The organism is Pseudarthrobacter sp. NPDC092419 (assembly GCF_044755045.1).
Taxonomy (GTDB): Bacteria; Actinomycetota; Actinomycetes; order Actinomycetales; family Micrococcaceae; genus Arthrobacter.
The window spans coordinates 12,747-29,658 of the sequence record NZ_JBIVQF010000006.1 but is presented as its reverse complement, the minus strand read 5'-3'; the positions used below and the strand labels follow the sequence as shown (position 1 = coordinate 29,658).

Annotated in this window: 14 protein-coding genes and 2 tRNA genes; 14 read left to right on the top strand and 2 right to left on the bottom strand. The window is 63.7% G+C overall.

From position 1 onward, the window contains the following. Positions 1 to 4: 4 nt before the first annotated feature. The 11 genes from gnd (at position 5) to ACIQC0_RS10835 (ending at position 12,257) form a co-directional block, all read left to right on the top strand. Entirely contained in the window at positions 5 to 889 is an 885-nt protein-coding gene (gene gnd / locus ACIQC0_RS10885; RefSeq protein WP_377216374.1) for a phosphogluconate dehydrogenase (NAD(+)-dependent, decarboxylating), read from the top strand. A 45-nt stretch (positions 890 to 934) separates the two neighbouring features. Next, the gene (gene recF, locus ACIQC0_RS10880) at positions 935 to 2,146 is read left to right on the top strand and encodes a DNA replication/repair protein RecF (RefSeq protein ID WP_377216375.1); all 1,212 of its coding nucleotides are present in this window, start codon (positions 935 to 937) and stop codon (positions 2,144 to 2,146) included. Continuing rightward, complete coding sequence (locus tag ACIQC0_RS10875; RefSeq protein ID WP_377216376.1) at positions 2,130 to 2,690, top strand: DUF721 domain-containing protein; 561 nt, start codon at positions 2,130 to 2,132, stop codon at positions 2,688 to 2,690. The genes recF and ACIQC0_RS10875 overlap by 17 nt, the downstream gene beginning before the upstream one ends. Before the next feature lie 392 nt (positions 2,691 to 3,082). After that, entirely contained in the window at positions 3,083 to 5,167 is a 2,085-nt protein-coding gene (gyrB, locus tag ACIQC0_RS10870; RefSeq protein WP_400534872.1) for a DNA topoisomerase (ATP-hydrolyzing) subunit B, read from the top strand. Between the two features lie 54 nt (positions 5,168 to 5,221). Continuing rightward, complete coding sequence (gene gyrA / locus ACIQC0_RS10865; RefSeq protein ID WP_377216378.1) at positions 5,222 to 7,900, top strand: DNA gyrase subunit A; 2,679 nt, start codon at positions 5,222 to 5,224, stop codon at positions 7,898 to 7,900. Further along, positions 7,893 to 8,501 carry a DUF3566 domain-containing protein gene (locus ACIQC0_RS10860; protein WP_400534869.1) on the top strand — a complete coding sequence of 203 codons (609 nt, stop codon included), beginning with the start codon at positions 7,893 to 7,895 and terminating at the stop codon, positions 8,499 to 8,501. The genes gyrA and ACIQC0_RS10860 overlap by 8 nt, the downstream gene beginning before the upstream one ends. 98 nt (positions 8,502 to 8,599) lie before the next feature. Then, a tRNA-Ile gene (locus ACIQC0_RS10855) sits at positions 8,600 to 8,673 on the top strand. 69 nt (positions 8,674 to 8,742) lie between these two features. Then, entirely contained in the window at positions 8,743 to 8,859 is a 117-nt protein-coding gene (locus ACIQC0_RS10850) for a DLW-39 family protein (protein ID WP_377216380.1), read from the top strand. Positions 8,860 to 8,930: 71 nt separating this feature from the next. After that, positions 8,931 to 9,006, top strand: a tRNA-Ala gene (locus ACIQC0_RS10845). A 233-nt stretch (positions 9,007 to 9,239) separates the two neighbouring features. Next, on the top strand, positions 9,240 to 11,192 hold the full coding sequence (locus ACIQC0_RS10840; RefSeq protein WP_400534867.1) for an FG-GAP-like repeat-containing protein: 1,953 nt from the start codon (positions 9,240 to 9,242) through the stop codon (positions 11,190 to 11,192). A 63-nt stretch (positions 11,193 to 11,255) separates the two neighbouring features. Beyond that, positions 11,256 to 12,257, top strand: a complete 1,002-nt coding sequence (locus tag ACIQC0_RS10835) for a DMT family transporter (RefSeq protein WP_400534865.1) — start codon at positions 11,256 to 11,258, stop codon at positions 12,255 to 12,257. Here the strand turns inward: ACIQC0_RS10835 and ACIQC0_RS10830 are convergent. Both ACIQC0_RS10830 and ACIQC0_RS10825 read right to left on the bottom strand, forming a co-directional pair. After that, positions 12,150 to 13,025, bottom strand: a complete 876-nt coding sequence (locus ACIQC0_RS10830; RefSeq protein ID WP_400534863.1) for a glycosyltransferase — start codon at positions 13,023 to 13,025, stop codon at positions 12,150 to 12,152. The genes ACIQC0_RS10835 and ACIQC0_RS10830 overlap by 108 nt on opposite strands. A 127-nt stretch (positions 13,026 to 13,152) precedes the next feature. After that, complete coding sequence (locus ACIQC0_RS10825; RefSeq protein ID WP_400534861.1) at positions 13,153 to 14,163, bottom strand: hypothetical protein; 1,011 nt, start codon at positions 14,161 to 14,163, stop codon at positions 13,153 to 13,155. 155 nt (positions 14,164 to 14,318) lie between these two features. Between ACIQC0_RS10825 and ACIQC0_RS10820 the strand changes: the two genes are divergently transcribed. From ACIQC0_RS10820 to ACIQC0_RS10810, 3 genes are all read left to right on the top strand, one after another. Then, entirely contained in the window at positions 14,319 to 14,864 is a 546-nt protein-coding gene (locus tag ACIQC0_RS10820; protein WP_400534859.1) for a peptidylprolyl isomerase, read from the top strand. A gap of 9 nt (positions 14,865 to 14,873) precedes the next feature. Further along, on the top strand, positions 14,874 to 15,749 hold the full coding sequence (locus tag ACIQC0_RS10815; RefSeq protein WP_400534857.1) for a rhomboid family intramembrane serine protease: 876 nt from the start codon (positions 14,874 to 14,876) through the stop codon (positions 15,747 to 15,749). Positions 15,750 to 16,298: 549 nt separating this feature from the next. Then, on the top strand, positions 16,299 to 16,769 hold the full coding sequence (locus ACIQC0_RS10810; protein ID WP_400534855.1) for a carboxymuconolactone decarboxylase family protein: 471 nt from the start codon (positions 16,299 to 16,301) through the stop codon (positions 16,767 to 16,769). Positions 16,770 to 16,912 lie beyond the last annotated feature (143 nt).

The window sequence follows — 16,912 nt, the reverse complement described above, 5'->3', positions numbered from 1 at the left end:
CCACGTGCACATTGGATTGATCGGCCTCGGAAAAATGGGTTTCAACATGCGCGAACGCCTGCGCACGGCAGGCATCGAGGTGACGGGATTCGACCGCAACCCCGACATCACTGACGTGGCGTCCGTGGATGCCCTGATTGCCGCCGTTCCTGCCCCTCGACTGGTCTGGGTGATGGTCCCTGCAGGTGGCATTACGGATGCAGTCATCACTGAGCTTGGCGACAAACTCGCCGAGGGCGACCTCGTGATCGACGGAGGGAACTCCCGTTTCACGGAGGACCAGAAGCACGGAGAAGCACTGGCGGCGAAGGGCATCCGCTTTGTGGATTGCGGTGTATCCGGCGGAGTGTGGGGCCTGCAGAACGGCTACGGCCTCATGGCCGGCGGGGATGCCGCGGACATCGAGTACGCACTTCCCGTCTTCGACGCCCTGCGCCCCGAAGGCGATCGGGCGGACAGCTTCGTCCACGTGGGCGGCATCGGCGCAGGCCACTACGCCAAAATGGTGCACAACGGCATTGAATACGGCCTGATGCAGGCCTACGCCGAGGGCTACCAGCTGCTGGCTTCGAAGGACATCATCACGGACCTGCCGGGGACCTTCCGCGCATGGCAGAAAGGTACCGTCGTCCGGTCCTGGCTCTTGGACCTCGCGGTCAAGGCCCTTGACGAGGATCCGGGCCTGCAGAACATCGACGACTACGTGGAGGACTCGGGCGAGGGACGGTGGACAGTTGAAGAAGCCATCGCCAATGCCATCCCCGCTCCGGCCATCACGGCAGCCCTGTTCGCCCGTTTCGAATCCCGCGAGGACAGCTCGCCTGCCATGAAGATGGTTTCCGCGCTCCGCCACCAGTTCGGCGGGCATGCCACCCGCCCCGCCAAGTAACATCCACCGGGAACCCGTACGGGTCCCAGAATTGCCGATTTCCGCGTGTACCTGGAACACCTCTCCCTGACCGATTTCCGCAGCTACGCCCAGGTGGACCTTGCCCTGGAGCCGGGCGTCACGGTCCTGGTGGGTTCCAACGGAATTGGCAAGACCAACCTGATGGAGGCCATCGGTTACTTGGCCACGATGGGTTCCCACCGCGTCAGTACGGACGCTCCGCTGCTCCGGTTCGGGACGGAACGCGCGTTGGTGAGGGCCCGCCTGGTCCGCGGCGGCCAGGTCACTGTGCTGGAACTGGAGATCAATGCGGGACGTGCCAACCGGGGACGGATCAACCGGAGCAATCCTGTGCGGGCCCGCGATCTGCTGGGCATTTGCCAGACAGTCCTCTTCGCGCCGGAGGATCTGGCGCTGGTGAAGGGAGATCCCTCGCACCGCCGCCGGTTTCTGGACGAGCTTCTGGCCAGTCTGGTGCCGCACCACGCAGCGACCCGCAGCGACTATGACCGGGTGCTGAAACAGCGCAACGCCCTCCTGAAGTCCGCGCGTGCCGGAAAGTTCACTGCGGGGCACGAGGCCACGCTGGATGTCTGGGACCAGCACATGGCCAGGGCCGGCGCCGAGCTCCTCCATGCCCGGTTGGCATTGGTGGAACTCCTGCGCCCGCACCTGGCCCACGCCTATGCGGGGCTGACGGATGCGACCAAGCCTGCGGACGCCACTTACCGCTCCACCCTCCAGGACCAGATGGACGACGACGGCGCTGCCCTCGCCGGGGCCGGCGCGGCCGGGGTGCCGGGTGCGGCAGGGGGAAGGGAGGACTTGCGCGCGCTTTCGGTTGAAGATCTCACCGAACGGTATGTACGGGCCTTCGCCGAAGCGCGCAAGAAGGAGCTCGAACGCGGCATTTCGCTAGTCGGCCCGCACCGGGACGATCTGGAACTGATACTGGGCCAGGCACCGGCCAAGGGCTACGCCTCACATGGCGAAACTTGGTCCATGTGTCTTTCGCTGCGGCTTGCTTCGTACTACGTCATGCTGGATGACGCACGGACCGGCGGGTCCGCTCCGATCCTGATCCTCGATGATGTGTTCGCCGAACTGGACGTCCAGCGCAGGCGTAAACTGGCCGCCATAGTCGCAGGCGCGGAACAGGTCCTGGTGACCGCCGCCGTCGACGCTGATATTCCGGAAGAACTCGCCGGGCGGCGGGTGAAGGTCATCCCGGGAGGAATCGATGAGCAGGGACAGTGAAGGTCCAGGCGGGCTGCAGCCCGGCCGGGATCCCGACGCGATCGATGCCGCCCAGGCCGCACTGAACCGGATGCGGGAGGCGGCCGCGGCCCGGGGCGAAATCCGAAGGAAAGCGGTCCGTCCCGGCTCAGCCAAGGCCAAGAAGGGAATCCGGGACACCCGGGGTTTCGGACAGTTCCACGCAACCGGCCGGGATCCGCTGGGCCTAGGAAAAGTGGTGGGCCGCCTGGTGGCGGAACGCGGCTGGACCTCGCCGGTGGCGGTCGGTTCGGTGATGGCAGAGTGGCCTGCCCTTGTAGGGCCGGAAATTTCTGCGCACTGCACGCCCGAGAGCTTCACTGACACCACCCTCCATGTCCGCTGCGATTCCACCGCCTGGGCCACCCAGCTGAGGTTGCTCAGCGCCAGCCTGCTCGAGAAGTTCCGGACCGAACTGGGCGACGGCGTGGTGACCAGCATCCACGTCCTGGGACCGGCGGCCCCCAGCTGGCGCAAAGGCGGACGGACCGTCAATGGTCGGGGTCCGCGGGACACCTATGGATAGTTCCGCCGAAAGCAGTGCCACAGGTCTTGAAAATCCCTCTAACGCCATGTAGAGCCCGCTAGAGCCCCATGGGTGTATAGGCCCCCGGAGGCCATGCTGTTGGACCGCCCTAGGCGCGGTCAATGGCCAGTCACGGCCATATTGGGCTTCGCCCACGGCCTCGGAATGCGGGGAAATAGGGCGTGTCGCGGTAGAATCGACGGAGATAACTGGGCGCGGGTGACACATTGACCGGGTCCGTTCTCCGCGAATTCCTCTTCGCGGAGCATGGGTCCCCTCCGTCAGTACCTCATCGGCGCCATAAGTTTGTGCCTGTTGGCGGGTGCTTCCCTGGTGGAAACCAAGGGGGAATCAGCCGGCCATCATCGAGAACAGAGGAGTCGACAGCGCCTGTGGCTAACGACAATACAGACATTCCGGCAGCCGAATCCGCAGCCGGGGACGGCCGCACCCCAGAAAGCCCGGATGCTGTGACACCTCGGGAATACGGTGCCAGCGACATCACGGTCCTTGAAGGCCTTGAGGCTGTCCGGAAGCGTCCGGGCATGTACATCGGCTCCACCGGCCCGCGCGGCCTGCACCACCTGGTGTACGAAGTGGTGGACAACTCGGTGGATGAGGCGTTGGCCGGATACTGCACCCATATCGAGATTGTGCTCCAGGCGGACGGCGGCGTGAAGGTTGTCGACGACGGCCGCGGCATCCCCGTGGACATGCATCCCACCGAGCACAAGCCCACGGTGGAAGTAGTCATGACCATCCTGCATGCCGGCGGCAAGTTCGGCGGCGGCGGATACGCCGTCTCCGGTGGCCTGCACGGTGTTGGCATCTCTGTCGTCAACGCACTCTCCAGCAGGGTGGATACCGAAGTTCGCCGTCAGGGCCACGTCTGGCGGATGTCCTTCGCGGACGGCGGCAAGCCGCAGGGCAGCCTGGTCAAGGGCGAGGAAACGGACCGTACCGGAACCTCCCAGACGTTCTATCCGGACCCAGCCATCTTTGAGACCACTGAGTTCGATTTCGAGACGCTCCGCGCCCGCTTCCAGCAGATGGCCTTCCTGAACAAGGGCCTGCGGATCACCCTCACCGACGAACGCGAGACCGAGGCCAACGAAGCCGACGCAGACCTGGATCTGGATGGCGTTGCCATCGAAGGTGAAGTGGCCGCCGAATACCGCACCGTGGTCTACCAGTACGACGAGGGTCTGCTGGACTACGTCAAGCACCTGAACTCGGGGAAGAAGGTGGAGGTCGTCCACGAGGACGTCATTGCCTTCGAAACCGAAGACACCGAGCGCCGGATCGCGCTGGAAATGGCCATGCAGTGGACCAACGCCTACTCTGAAAGCGTTCACACGTACGCCAACACCATCAACACCCATGAGGGCGGCACCCACGAAGAGGGCTTCCGCGCGGCGATGACCTCGTTGATCAACCGGTACGCCCGCGAGAAGGGCATCATCAAGGAAAAAGAGGACAACCTCACCGGTGATGACATCCGTGAAGGCCTCACTGCCGTTATTTCGGTGAAGCTCTCCGAGCCGCAGTTCGAAGGCCAGACCAAGACCAAGCTGGGCAACTCCGAGGTCAAGGGCTTCGTGCAGCGCGTGGTGACGGATGGGCTAGGTGACTGGCTGGAACGCAACCCGGGCCCGGCCCGCGACGTAATCCGCAAAGCCATCTCGGCGGCGCAGGCCCGCATGGCGGCCCGCAAGGCCCGCGACAACGCCCGCCGCAAGAGCCCGCTGGAATCCTTCGGCATGCCCGGAAAGCTTTCGGACTGCTCCTCCAAGAACCCGGAGAAGTGCGAGGTCTACATCGTGGAGGGTGACTCCGCCGGCGGATCTGCCAAGCGCGGCCGCAACCCGGAGACCCAGGCCATCCTGCCCTTGCGCGGCAAGATCCTCAACGTGGAGCGCGCCCGCCTGGACAAGGCGCTGGGCAACGCCGAAGTCCAGTCGATGATCACCGCCTTTGGCACCGGCATCGGTGAGGACTTCGACCTTTCCAAGCTGCGGTACCACAAGATTGTCCTCATGGCTGATGCCGACGTGGACGGCCAGCACATCACTACCCTGCTGATGACCCTGCTGTTCCGCTACATGCGCCCCCTTATTGAGCACGGCTATGTGTACCTGGCCCAGCCTCCGCTGTACCGCATCAAGTGGTCCAACGCGGCGCACGACTACGTCTACAGCGACCGGGAACGCGACGCCAAACTCGTCGCCGGCCAAGCCGCTGGACGCCGCATTCCCAAGGAAAACGGCATCCAGCGGTACAAGGGACTCGGCGAGATGGATTACACGGAACTGTGGGATACCACCATGGACCCGGACAACCGGACGTTGCTGCAGGTCACCATGGACGATGCCCTGGCCGCGGACCAGATCTTCTCCGTGCTGATGGGCGAAGACGTTGAATCCCGCCGTAACTTCATCCAGCAGAACGCCAAGGATGTCAGGTTCCTGGATATCTAGGCCTCCCGCTACGAATTCCCGGACTGACATATACCTGAAACGGAAAATATATACATGAGTGACGAAACTCCCGAGACGCCCGCCCCCGAGGCCGGGAACCCGGACACCGTTCTTGAAGGCGATGTGTTGATCGACCGCGTCGAACAGGTGGACCTGCAGACCGAAATGCAGCGGTCCTATCTTGACTATGCGATGGCCGTGATCGTGGGCCGTGCCCTGCCGGATGTCCGGGACGGACTCAAGCCGGTGCATCGCCGCGTGCTGTACGCCATGTTCGATGGCGGCTACCGCCCTGACCGTTCCTTCAACAAGTGCGCCCGCGTTGTGGGCGAGGTCATGGGCCAGTACCACCCCCACGGCGACACAGCCATCTACGACGCCCTGGTGCGTCTCATCCAAGACTGGACCATGCGCTACCCGCTGGCCCTTGGCCAGGGCAACTTCGGCTCCCCGGGCAACGACGGCGCCGCTGCACCGCGGTACACCGAGACCAAGATGGCCCCGCTGGCCATGGAAATGGTCCGGGACATCGACGAGGAAACGGTCGACTTCCAGGACAACTACGACGGGAAGAACCAAGAACCCACTATCCTGCCGGCGCGGTTCCCCAACCTGCTGGTCAACGGCTCATCGGGCATCGCAGTGGGCATGGCCACCAACATTCCGCCGCACAACCTGCGGGAAGTGGCGGACGGCGTGCAGTGGTACCTGGCCAACCCCGGTGCCAGCCGTGAGGAGCTGCTGGAAGAGCTCCTGCTCCGGATCAAGGGACCGGATTTCCCCACCGGGGCCACCATCCTGGGCCATAAGGGCATTGAGGACGCCTACCGTACAGGCCGGGGATCCGTCACCATGCGGGCCGTGGTCAACGTGGAGGAGCTCCAGGGGCGGACCTGCCTGGTGGTCACCGAACTGCCGTACCAGGCCAACCCGGACAACCTGGCCATCAAGATTGCCGAACTGGTGAAGGACGGCAAGATCCAGGGCATCGCGGATCTCCGGGACGAAACATCGGGCCGCACCGGCCAGCGACTCGTCATCGTCCTCAAGCGCGATGCCGTGGCCAAGGTGGTGTTGAACAACCTCTATAAGCACACCGAACTGCAGAGCAACTTCTCCGCCAACATGCTGGCCATCGTGGACGGCGTGCCCCGGACACTAAGCCTGGATGCCTTCATCCGCCACTGGGTCACGCACCAGATGGACGTCATCGCCCGCAGGACGCGTTACCGCCTCCGCAAGGCAGAGGAAGAAGCCCACATCCTCCGTGCGCTCCTCAAGGCCCTGGACATGCTGGACGAGGTCATCGCCCTGATCCGCGCCTCCAGTACCACCGAGGCGGCGCGCGACGGACTGATGGAGCTGCTGGACATCGACGAGTTGCAGGCGCGGGCCATCCTGGACATGCAGCTGCGCCGGCTGGCCGCCCTGGAACGACAGAAGATCCAGGACCGCCACGCAGAGCTCGAGGCGCTGATTGCCGAGTACAACGCCATCCTCGGCTCCGAGCAGCGCCAGCGCGAAATCATCAGCACCGAACTCGGTGAGATCGTGGACAAGCACGGTGATGACCGCCGCACGAAGATCCTCATGGGATTCGACGGCGACATGTCCATGGAAGACCTCATTCCCGAAGAGGAAATGGTGGTCACCATCACCCGCGGCGGCTACGTTAAGCGGACCCGCAGCGATAACTACCGGTCGCAGCAGCGCGGTGGCAAGGGAATCAAGGGCGCCCAGCTGCGCGGTGACGACGTCGTGGAACATTTCTTCGTGACCACTACGCACCATTGGCTGCTGTTCTTCACCAACCTCGGCCGCGTCTACCGGGCGAAAGCCTATGAGCTGATGGAAGCGGGCCGTGACGCTAAGGGCCAGCACGTGGCCAACCTGATGGCGTTCCAGCCGGATGAGCGCATCGCTCAGGTCCTTGACCTGAGGGATTACCAGCAGTCTCCCTACCTCGTCCTGGCCACCAAGCGTGGCCTGGTGAAGAAGACCAGGCTGGAGGACTACGACACCAACCGCTCCGCCGGCGTGATCGCGATCAACCTGCGCGACGGCGACGAACTGGTGTCCGCGCAGTTGGTCTCCGAAACAGACGACCTGCTGCTCGTATCCCGCAAGGGCCAGTCCATCCGCTTCACCGCTTCAGAAGAAGCGCTCCGCCCCATGGGTCGCGCCACCTCCGGCGTGACCGGGATGAAGTTCCGCGAGGACGACGAACTTCTTGCTGCGAATGTGGTCACTGACGGTTCCTATGTGTTCGTGGTGACCGAGGGCGGCTATGCCAAGCGCACCGCTGTCGAGGAATACCGGCTCCAGGGCCGCGGTGGCCTGGGCATCAAGGTGGCCAAGCTGGCCGAGGAACGCGGTGACCTGGTGGGTGCCCTCATCGTTCAGGAAGAGGATGAGGTCCTGGTGGTCATGGAAGGCGGCAAGGTAGTCCGGTCATCGGTGGCCGGCGTGCCGGCAAAGGGCCGTGACACCATGGGCGTCATCTTCGCCAAGCCGGATAAGAACGACCGCATCATCGAGGTGGCCCGCAACAGCGAACGCGGCCTTGAGGGCGAGGAATCCGCGGAGGATGACGTAACGTTGGCTGAAGACGGCGGAGCCCCTGTGGACTCCACCGAGCCAGCAGTGGCAGAAGAATCACCGGCCGTTGAGTCAGAGGACGCCTCGGGCGACGCTGAGCCGAACGAAGACAACACGGAGGTAACGAGTGAGTAATTCCGACTCATTTCCCAAGCCGAACAGCACCGCCCCCGGCCCCGGGCGGGCCTCTGCGGCGCCGCGGGTGAACGCTCCCGTCCGCCCCCAGCAGCGTCCCGCCGGCGCCGGCGCCCCCGGCCAGCGGCCTGCAGTTCCTGGTCAGCGGCCCGTCTCCGGTCCACGCCCCTCATCGCCCGGCCAGCGTCCTGCCCAGCAGGGTACTCCCGGCCTGGTCAAGCCTGCGCCGAAGGCAAAGGTCCGCCGGGCCCGACTGCTGGTCAGCAAGGTGGATCCCTGGTCCGTGCTGAAGATGGCGTTCCTGCTGTCCGTGGCACTGGGCATCGTTACGGTGGTGGCTGCCATCGTGCTGTGGACGGTCCTGGACCTCACAGGTATCTTCGACCAGGTGGACAGCCTGCTGGGTACGCTGTCCGGGTCCGAAGGCGGTGGCTTCGAACTCAAGAAGGTTGCCTCACTGGGCCAGGTGGCGTCCTTCGCCACCATCATTGCGGTGGTGAATGTGGTCCTGCTGACGGCACTCTCCATGCTGTCGGCGGTTCTTTACAACATCTCTGCCACCCTGGTGGGCGGCATCGGCGTGACCCTCACTGACGATTAGTAATCCTCCTTTCGCCCCGTAAAACCGGGCAGGAGGGCCCGATTTGAGATCGGGCCGGGATGTGCTGTAAAGTCATGTCTCGGCCCGATGAGGCATCGGGGCGTATAGCTCAGGCGGTTAGAGCGCTTCGCTGATAACGAAGAGGTCCCAGGTTCAAGTCCTGGTACGCCCACGGAACCTGTGCAGGTTCAAGTTGAAGGTTGGTTCGCAGGCTCTGCGGACAGGCCGGAACGGGGAGCACGTGAAGAAGTTGCTTGTACTGGCAGCGGCAATCGCAGGCGTCCTGGTCTACAAGAAAGCACAGGAATCCGAAGCCCGGAAAGAACTCTGGAGCAAGTCGACCGACACGGTGGACTAGCCCGGAACCCGGACCGGAGCCGGTCAAAGGCTCCCAGGTTCTTAGGGTATGATGGACGGGTTGCTTCTTATGGGGGCATGGCGCAATTGGTAGCGCACCTGCTTTGCAAGCAGGGGGTTCGGGGTTCGAGTCCCCGTGCCTCCACCATATTGAAAACGAAGAAGCCAGGCGGCTACCCGCCTGGCTTCTTTGTTCCCGTCTCACCTTCCTGGCCGTGTGCGGGGCCAGTCTTGGTGGTGGGTTCCTGGGTGCTATATCTTCTCCAGTAGAAACGTGCGACTGGTGATTGGTCCACGCTGACCAGGGGGACACGCACGGTGAACAATTCTTCTATCCTGCCCGGACGCTCGCGTCAGGTACTTGCTGCTTTGTGCGCGGTTTTGACGACGGTAATCCTTTTCTCGCCGGTGGTTCCCGCTGGCGCCACCACTCCAGATCCGTCCTCGGTAAACGAGACCGCGACAGCGCCGTCGATGAGGTTTGAGGGCGAGGCCGTGGTGTTCCGGACCCTGCACTTCGTCGCGGACATTGACCGGAGCAAGTCCTGGGAGTGGATCAACTATGAATGGCTGGCTGACGGCCAGGTCTACTCCCGGGCTGGTACTTACACGACGCTCGAAGAGTCGATGTTCGGGCGCCGTATCTCGGTTCGTATGACCATGAAGGAATTCGGCGCTGATCCGGTCGTGTACGTGTCTGAGGAGACACCTCCGGTCCGTGGTTACTTCGACGCTGCCAGGGGGTCCGCCGGGGAACCCGTGTTGGGCCAAGCCATATCGGCCGGCATTCCATCTGTGGGTGCACGACCGGCCCTAGCCACCGCGCCGGAGCGTTCCTACGTGTGGTCGCGAAACGGGGTTCCGATCCCGGGAGCGGATGCAGAGACCTACACCGTCACTGAAGCGGACCTGGGCGCAGAACTCCACAGCACGGTTACCCTGTCGGCGCCGGAATATCTGACATGGCGTCACACGGCATCGCATGGTACCGGTTTCCGCGGTTACCTGACCTTGGCATCCGATCCAACGATCACCTGGAACAGGACTGCCGAATCCAACAACGTCCCCACCGGAACCGTGCTGCGGGCCTCCGCGCCGCCGGTCACCGGGACCGCGCCGGCTGACCTGAGCTATGCGTACCAGTGGTATGCCTCGGACGGCTGGTGGAGCCAAGCGATTCCCGGGGCGACGGGGCCGGAGTACATCGCTGCTCCGGAATACATCGGCAAGACTATTAACGTTGGCGTGACACCAGTCGCTGCTCATTACACGGGTCGGACACGGGGCGTCACATCCAACCTGCGACCGTACATCTGGGGTAGCTTCGCGGGAGTCACCGCCCCGACCATCAAAGGAACGGCGCTACCTGGACAGGTTCTCACCGCCGTCCCCGGCATCCCCACACCTGTTGCTGAGACGGTCATGTACGAGTGGTACCGGGATGAGCAGAAGCTCGCCGTCTGGAGCACCGACCCGACGTACACAGTGACGCGGGAGGACCGAGGTCACAGGATCACGGTGCGTGCCCGATACCACCGCACCCACTATTACTACAGCACGACAGCCTTATCTAAACCCATTGCGCCGCGCTTCGACGCCCGGGCTTTCATGGACTTCACTCGGGACGATAAGTCGGATGTCCTGGCACGTGACAAGGCCGGCATTGTTTGGGTTTACCCGGGCAACGGAACCGGCGGATGGAAACCCCGCTACCGGTTGCAGGACGGACACGAGGGCTACGTTGGGCTCGTCAGGCCGGGCGACCTCAACAGCGACGGACTCCCTGACTATCTCGCCCAAGACGCCTGGGGAAAGTTGTGGATGTCCGACGGCCCATCCCACGGGTTCATTGGAAGCGGCTGGACCGGATACACCATCATCGCCCCGGACGACTTCAACGGCGATATCGAACCCGATGTTATGGCCCGGGACAAGTATGGCGCCCTGTACCTGTACCCCGGTAACGGGACAGGCGGCTTCAAGCCTAGGGTGAAGGTCGGCTCAGGCTGGCAGAACTTCACCACCATCCTCGGTCCCGGCGATTTCGATGGCGACGGTAACGCCGACGTCATGGCCCGGGACAAGTATGGAGTGCTCTACCTGTATCCCGGTAACGGGACCGGCGGCTGGAAAGCACGGGTAAAGATCGGTTCAGGCTGGCAATACTTCACCAGCATCAGCGCCGGGGGTGATTTCAACGGCGACGGAAACGCCGACGTCATGGCCCGGGACAAGTATGGAGTGCTCTACCTGTATCCCGGTAACGGGACCGGCGGCTGGAAACCGCGGGTAAAGATCGGTTCAGGCTGGCAATACTTCACCAGCATTTTCTAACCAGCAGCGAACTATGTCAGATGGATGGAGGCACATGCCTCGCTGCGTTGAAAGGGTTCTGCAGTGATCTTCTTTCTCGCGGCCCTGGGTGTCCTGGGTGTGGCTTCCTCCGGCCCACTCATCGCTGCCACCCTCGGGGCAACCTCCGTTACCGCCCTTGCCATTGCGTTTTGGCGTAATGCCATTGGTGCCGTGGTCATGGCCGGGCCCACCCTGATACGGGAGCCTGCCCAATTCGGACGGATCACCCGACGTGAGTTCCGCTGGTCCCTGACGGCCGCCGTCGCGCTTGCCCTGCACTTTGCCTGCTTCATCACGTCGCTGCAGCTGACGTCGGTCGCCGCAGCCACGGCGCTGGTCTGCCTGCAGTCGGCGTGGATCGCGGTGTTCCAGCTCCTGCGCGGCGCACGCCACGGGTGGCGCGTGCTGGCGGGGCTGGGGATCGCCTTTGGCGGTGTGGTAGCCATTACGGGGTTCGACATGGGAGCGTCGCCGCAGGCCCTCGTGGGGGACCTGCTGGCCGTGGCCGGCGGTGCGTTGGCGGGCCTGTACACCCTGGCCGGCGGCAAGGCCCGGCAAACTATGACCACCGGGGCCTACACCACGCTGTGCTACGGCATGTGCGCCGCACTGGTGGCCGTCCTGGCGCTCGTGGCGGGGCAGCCGCTCGTAGGCTTTGAGGCGGCAGGTTGGCTGGGCATCCTTGCCATCACGGTCTGCGCCCAGCTGGTGGGCCACACGGCCTTCAACCACCTCCTGGCCACTATGAGCCCGCTGGTGGTGTCCATGATCATCCTGCTCGAGATTCCCGGCGCGGCGCTGCTGGCTGCAGTGTTTCTTGGCGAGACGCTGCCCGCAGGAACCTATGCGGGCCTGGGCATGATTCTGGTGGGACTGGCGGTGGTGGTCCTGGGTCAGGCTTCCGGCTGGCGGCCGATCCGGGGGCGGCGTGCCCGCCTACTGGCCCCCGCGCCGGACGGGCTGGGCGGTGTTGACCGTGTGGATCGCCCGGAGGATTTTGGCCGGGAAGTAGACGGAGAAGAACACCACCATGGGAGCCTTTAGGGCCATCTTCTTCACGTTGTGGGCCTTGTAGGTCCGGTCGAAGCGGGTGACGTAGTACCGGTAGTCCCGCGGCGAATCCTCCAGACGCCGCGCGGACATTCCGGAGACCATCTGCGGGCAGTACTGGATCTTAAGGCCATGTTCAGCCAGGTGCAGGGACAGGTCGATGTCCTCATGCATTTCGTCCTTCTCGTCCCGGCAGGTTTCGGCACGGATGGTGTCCCAGGCGGACGCCCGCAGCGCCATGTTCGAACCAAAGAGGAAGTGGTACTGGTGCTTGGCCAGCTTGAGCATGAGTTGGCGCATCTTGTCGTCCGCCTTGAGACCGAAGCGGCGCATGGGCATGTCGTAATACACGACGGGTCCGGTGGCCGCCTGCACTGACGGGTCCAGGAATGCCTTCTGCACCTGCTCCACCCAGTCCGGCTCCACGACGGAATCGGCATCGATCCGGCCCAGGACGTCCCCGGTAGCCTGGTCCAGGCCGAAGTTGCGGGTTGGGATGAGGCCCTGTTCCCGGTCCTGGCTGAGCAGCAGCAGGGGAGTTTCGGGGTATTCCCGTTGCATCTGGTCCACAATGGCCGCGGTACGGTCCTTAGACAGGTTATCCACCACGATGATCTCGTGCGCGGGTACTGACTGGTAGATGGCCGCTATCAGGCACTGCCGGATGACGCTTTCCTCGTTATAGGCCGGAATGACGATGGACACGCGGGGCAGCACGGCTGCGTCGTTCAAGGCATCCCCAGAGGATTGATCGGCTGACATCACTTCAAATCTAGCACCGATGGCGGCTCAGTTTCCGGGCCGGGGACTCCTGCGCGGAAGCCTTGCGTGGCGCACAAAAGGGGCCCCGTTCATGAATGAACGGGGCCCCTGAGGCAATCGGCGGCGGTCAGGCCTGGACGTTGCCCTTGCCCTTATCCTCAATGTTCGCTGCAATGTTCTTCGTAGCGGTCTTGGCATCGGTCGCTGCCGCGGAGGCGGGGGCATCCCCGGCCACGTGCTTGGCCTTCTCGCTGGAGTCCTTCTCGGCAGCATCCTTGTCGGTGCTTTCCGTGGAAGCCCCCTCCTTTGCAGCGCCTGCCTTATCTCCCGCGGCCGCCGACGCGGCGGGAGTGGCAGGAGAGGCAGCGGCGGTGCCGACGGCGGCTGCCGGAGTTTCGGCCTTGGCTTCGCTGACCGTGGCGGCAGGAACAGGAGCCGGGGTGGGCTTCACGGGAGACGGCGTCTTCCAGGGATCCTCGACGGGCTTCGATGCCTTCCAAGCTGCTACGCCGGCTGCCACCGCGGCGGCGATGACCCCGAAGACCAGCCAGCCGCGCTTCTTGGGTTTCGCCGGTTCGGCCAGCTGCAGGTTTGCGGCGCGGCCCGCCTCCGTGGCGGCTGCCTTGAGCTGGGCGCCGGTTGCGTGTGCCTGCTCTTGGAGAGCGTGGATCAGGCCAACATCCCCCAGTTTCTGTGCCACGGCATCGACGTGTGCCGGTGTGTTCTCCAGCGTGCGGTGCACAACGGTGGAGGCCTGGCCGATCTGGTCGGAGAGCCGCGGCAGATATTCGACAACAACGCGGTCCCGGGCATTCAGTATGACAGGGGTGGCCTTGTCCAGGGCCTCGTGCAGGCGGGGCGAGGCGCCCTCAACGGCGTCGTTGATCTTGGGGGCGAGGTGCGCCAGCCCGTCCTGGATCCGAGGGGTAACCGTGGCGACGCCGTCAGCGAGGTTGTGCGCCGCGGTCTTCAGGCCTTCCTGGATCTTGGGGGATGCAGTATCGATGCCCTGCTGGAGGCGGGGGACCGCCCAGTCAACAGCCGCTTCCACACGCGGCGTCGCCCAGTCGCGGGCGTTTTCCACAGCGTGGGTGACCGACAGCTCAAGGTCACGGGCAATACGGTCTGACTTCTTCACAACTACCTCCCGATTAATGTGACGGTTCTGTGGTTAGCCTACGTGTGTTGCCTTCCACCGGCTATTCCCAGCGCTGATTTTGGGCATATTTCACCGAGCGCGGAACTGTCCGCCCGGCCGCCTGCCCCGCGAAGCGGCGTGAAAGAATAGACCCCATGACTGCCATCGCAACCGCAAAAGCAACCATCCACACGAGCATGGGCGACATCGTCGTCAACCTCTACGGCAACCACGCCCCCAAGACGGTCAAGAACTTCATTGGCCTGGCCACGGGCGAGCAGGCCTGGACCCACCCGGAGACGGGCGAGGAGAAGACCGGGACGCCGCTGTACAACGGCACCATCTTCCACCGGATCATCAAGGACTTTATGATCCAGGCCGGCGATCCCCTGGGCCGCGGCACCGGTGGTCCGGGCTACCGCTTCGACGACGAAATCCACCCGGAATTGAGCTTCAATCAGCCCTACAAGCTGGCCATGGCCAACGCCGGCATCCAGATGGGCAAGGGCACCAACGGTTCCCAGTTCTTCATCACGACCATCCCCACCGACTGGCTGCAGGGCAAGCACAGCATCTTCGGTGAGGTTGCCGACGAAGAATCCAAGAAGGTTGTCGACGCCATCGAGGGTGTCCGCACCGGTATGGGTGACCGCCCCGTTGAGGACGTCACCATCAACAGCATCGACATCGAACAGCTGTAATACCGCGCCATGAGTTACGGGATTCCGGCGGCAGAGCCGTCCGCGCAGGTCCCGGTGTGCCCCCGGCACCCGGACCGGCCATCCTACGTGCGCTGCCAGCGGTGCGGGCGTCCTGCCTGCCCCGAATGCCAGCGGGCGGCCGCCGTCGGATTCCAATGCGTTGACTGCGTCAACGAAACAAAACGTACGACGCCGGAGGTGCGGACGATCTACGGCGGTGCCGTTGCGACCGGCTCGCCCAAGGTGACGTTCGGGATCATCGCGGCGTGCGCCTTGGTGTACGTACTCCAGTGGATCATCCCAGGCGACGCGGTATTCCGAAACTTTGCGTTCGCCTCGGTATACGCCACCCCGGAATACGGGGCCTTTGAGCCGTGGCGCATGCTCACGGCGGCGTTCCTCCACTCCCAAGGCTTCATTCTGCACGTGGTGCTTAACATGTACATGCTGTGGATCTTCGGCCAGGCGCTGGAGCCCCTCCTGGGGCGCATCAGGTTCCTGGCCGTTTACCTGATCTCCGCGATCGGCGGCTCGGTCGGTTACCTCGCCTTAACCCCGATTCTTCCCCCTGGTGGGCCCGTCGGGGTGGTCGGTGCCTCGGGGGCCATCTTTGGCCTGTTCGGAGCGATGCTTCTGGTCCAACGCCACCGCGGCGGCGATACCCGGCAGCTGTGGATCCTTATCGCCATCAACGGCGTCATAGGTTTCATGGTTCCGCAGATCGCCTGGCAGGCGCACCTGGGCGGCCTGATAACCGGCGCACTCTGTGCTGCCGTGCTGGCCTATGCCCCGCGGGGCCCGCGCCAGCGCCTGGTGCAGGCGGCCGGCCTCGCCGCTGTGCTGCTGCTGCTCATCGCCGTCAGCTGGGTGCGCATCTCGCTGTAGCAGGACAGCGCTCGGAAGGATCCCATGGTCCAAGCCTCCTCGAGGCGGACGGTGGGATCTCTTGCGTTAAAGATGTTTTCCACAGCCCTTATCCACACTGTTGGTAACTTACACACCTGTAGTTCAGGGTGCCTCTTCCGGATTTTCCGTGTTACAAGGCGTCCGTCGGCGAGGGGCCAGGCTGCCCGTCCACAACTGTGGATAACTCTTGGGGATACTCCTGTGCGTAAGTGGACAACTCCCCCTCATGAGCCTCGGATGTGCACAAACTCCGTCCACCAGCCTGAACAAGGCCGTGGGGAGGGCGGTGTGAGCCGCCTATCAACAGGGTTTTGCACACTGTTAATAACTCACAGTCATGTAATTCATAGGACAGCTTTCGTGCAGCGGGGCCGTCTCAGCGGGCGCGGGGCCATCCGGCGAGGACATCTTTCCACAACTGTGGATAACTTGTGGGTATCGTGCTGTTGGTAAGTGCATAAGTGTGGGGAGTGGATAAGCTTCGAGAAGCAGCTGACGCATGCGCGCCCAACGATGTCGGGAGGACCTTTGACCGCCGCGAATACCAAGCACATCTTTCTCGACAAGGAACATCCGGTCCTGTGGCGGGCCCTGAACGGCCTGGGACTCAAGGTCCGCGAGGCGGCCGATGAGGCGGGCCTGGACCAGCGCATGATCGAGCTCCTGCACGTTCGGATCTCCCAGATCAACGGCTGCGCCTTCTGCCTGGATCTCCACATGAGGGATGCCGTCAAGGCAGGGGAAACACCGCAGCGCCTGGCCGTGCTGCCGGCTTGGCGGGAAACGGCACTGTTCACAGCGAGGGAGCGTGCGGCCCTCGCGCTGGCGGAAGCGATAACGGACCTGCCGGACCATCGTTCAATGGAGCACGAGGAAGCGTACGCTCGGGATCACCTCACTGTGGAGGAGTACAGCGTGGTGAGCTGGCTCGCCATCACCATGAACGCCTTTAACCGAGTTTCGATCACCAGCCATCACCCGGTGCGCGCCGAGCGTTAGGCTCTTCCCAGCGGCCTATCCACAGTGCTTTTCCACACTGTTAATAACCGTATTCGGTGCGCAAGATTGGCCTCGAAGCCAGTTGCAGGGCGTTAAATCCCCTCATCGAGAAAGTTATCCCCATTGTGGATAACTTTCCCAAC

Bases quoted from the DNA above. Each gene is read 5' to 3' on its own strand.
- ACIQC0_RS10815 (WP_400534857.1), top strand. From the start codon at position 14,874: ATGAGTTACGGGATTCCGGCGGCAGAGCCGTCCGCGCAGGTCCCGGTG.
- ACIQC0_RS10830 (WP_400534863.1), bottom strand. From the start codon at position 13,025: ATGTCAGCCGATCAATCCTCTGGGGATGCCTTGAACGACGCAGCCGTG.
- ACIQC0_RS10820 (WP_400534859.1), top strand. From the start codon at position 14,319: ATGACTGCCATCGCAACCGCAAAAGCAACCATCCACACGAGCATGGGC.
- ACIQC0_RS10875 (WP_377216376.1), top strand. From the start codon at position 2,130: ATGAGCAGGGACAGTGAAGGTCCAGGCGGGCTGCAGCCCGGCCGGGAT.
- gyrA (WP_377216378.1), top strand. From the start codon at position 5,222: ATGAGTGACGAAACTCCCGAGACGCCCGCCCCCGAGGCCGGGAACCCG.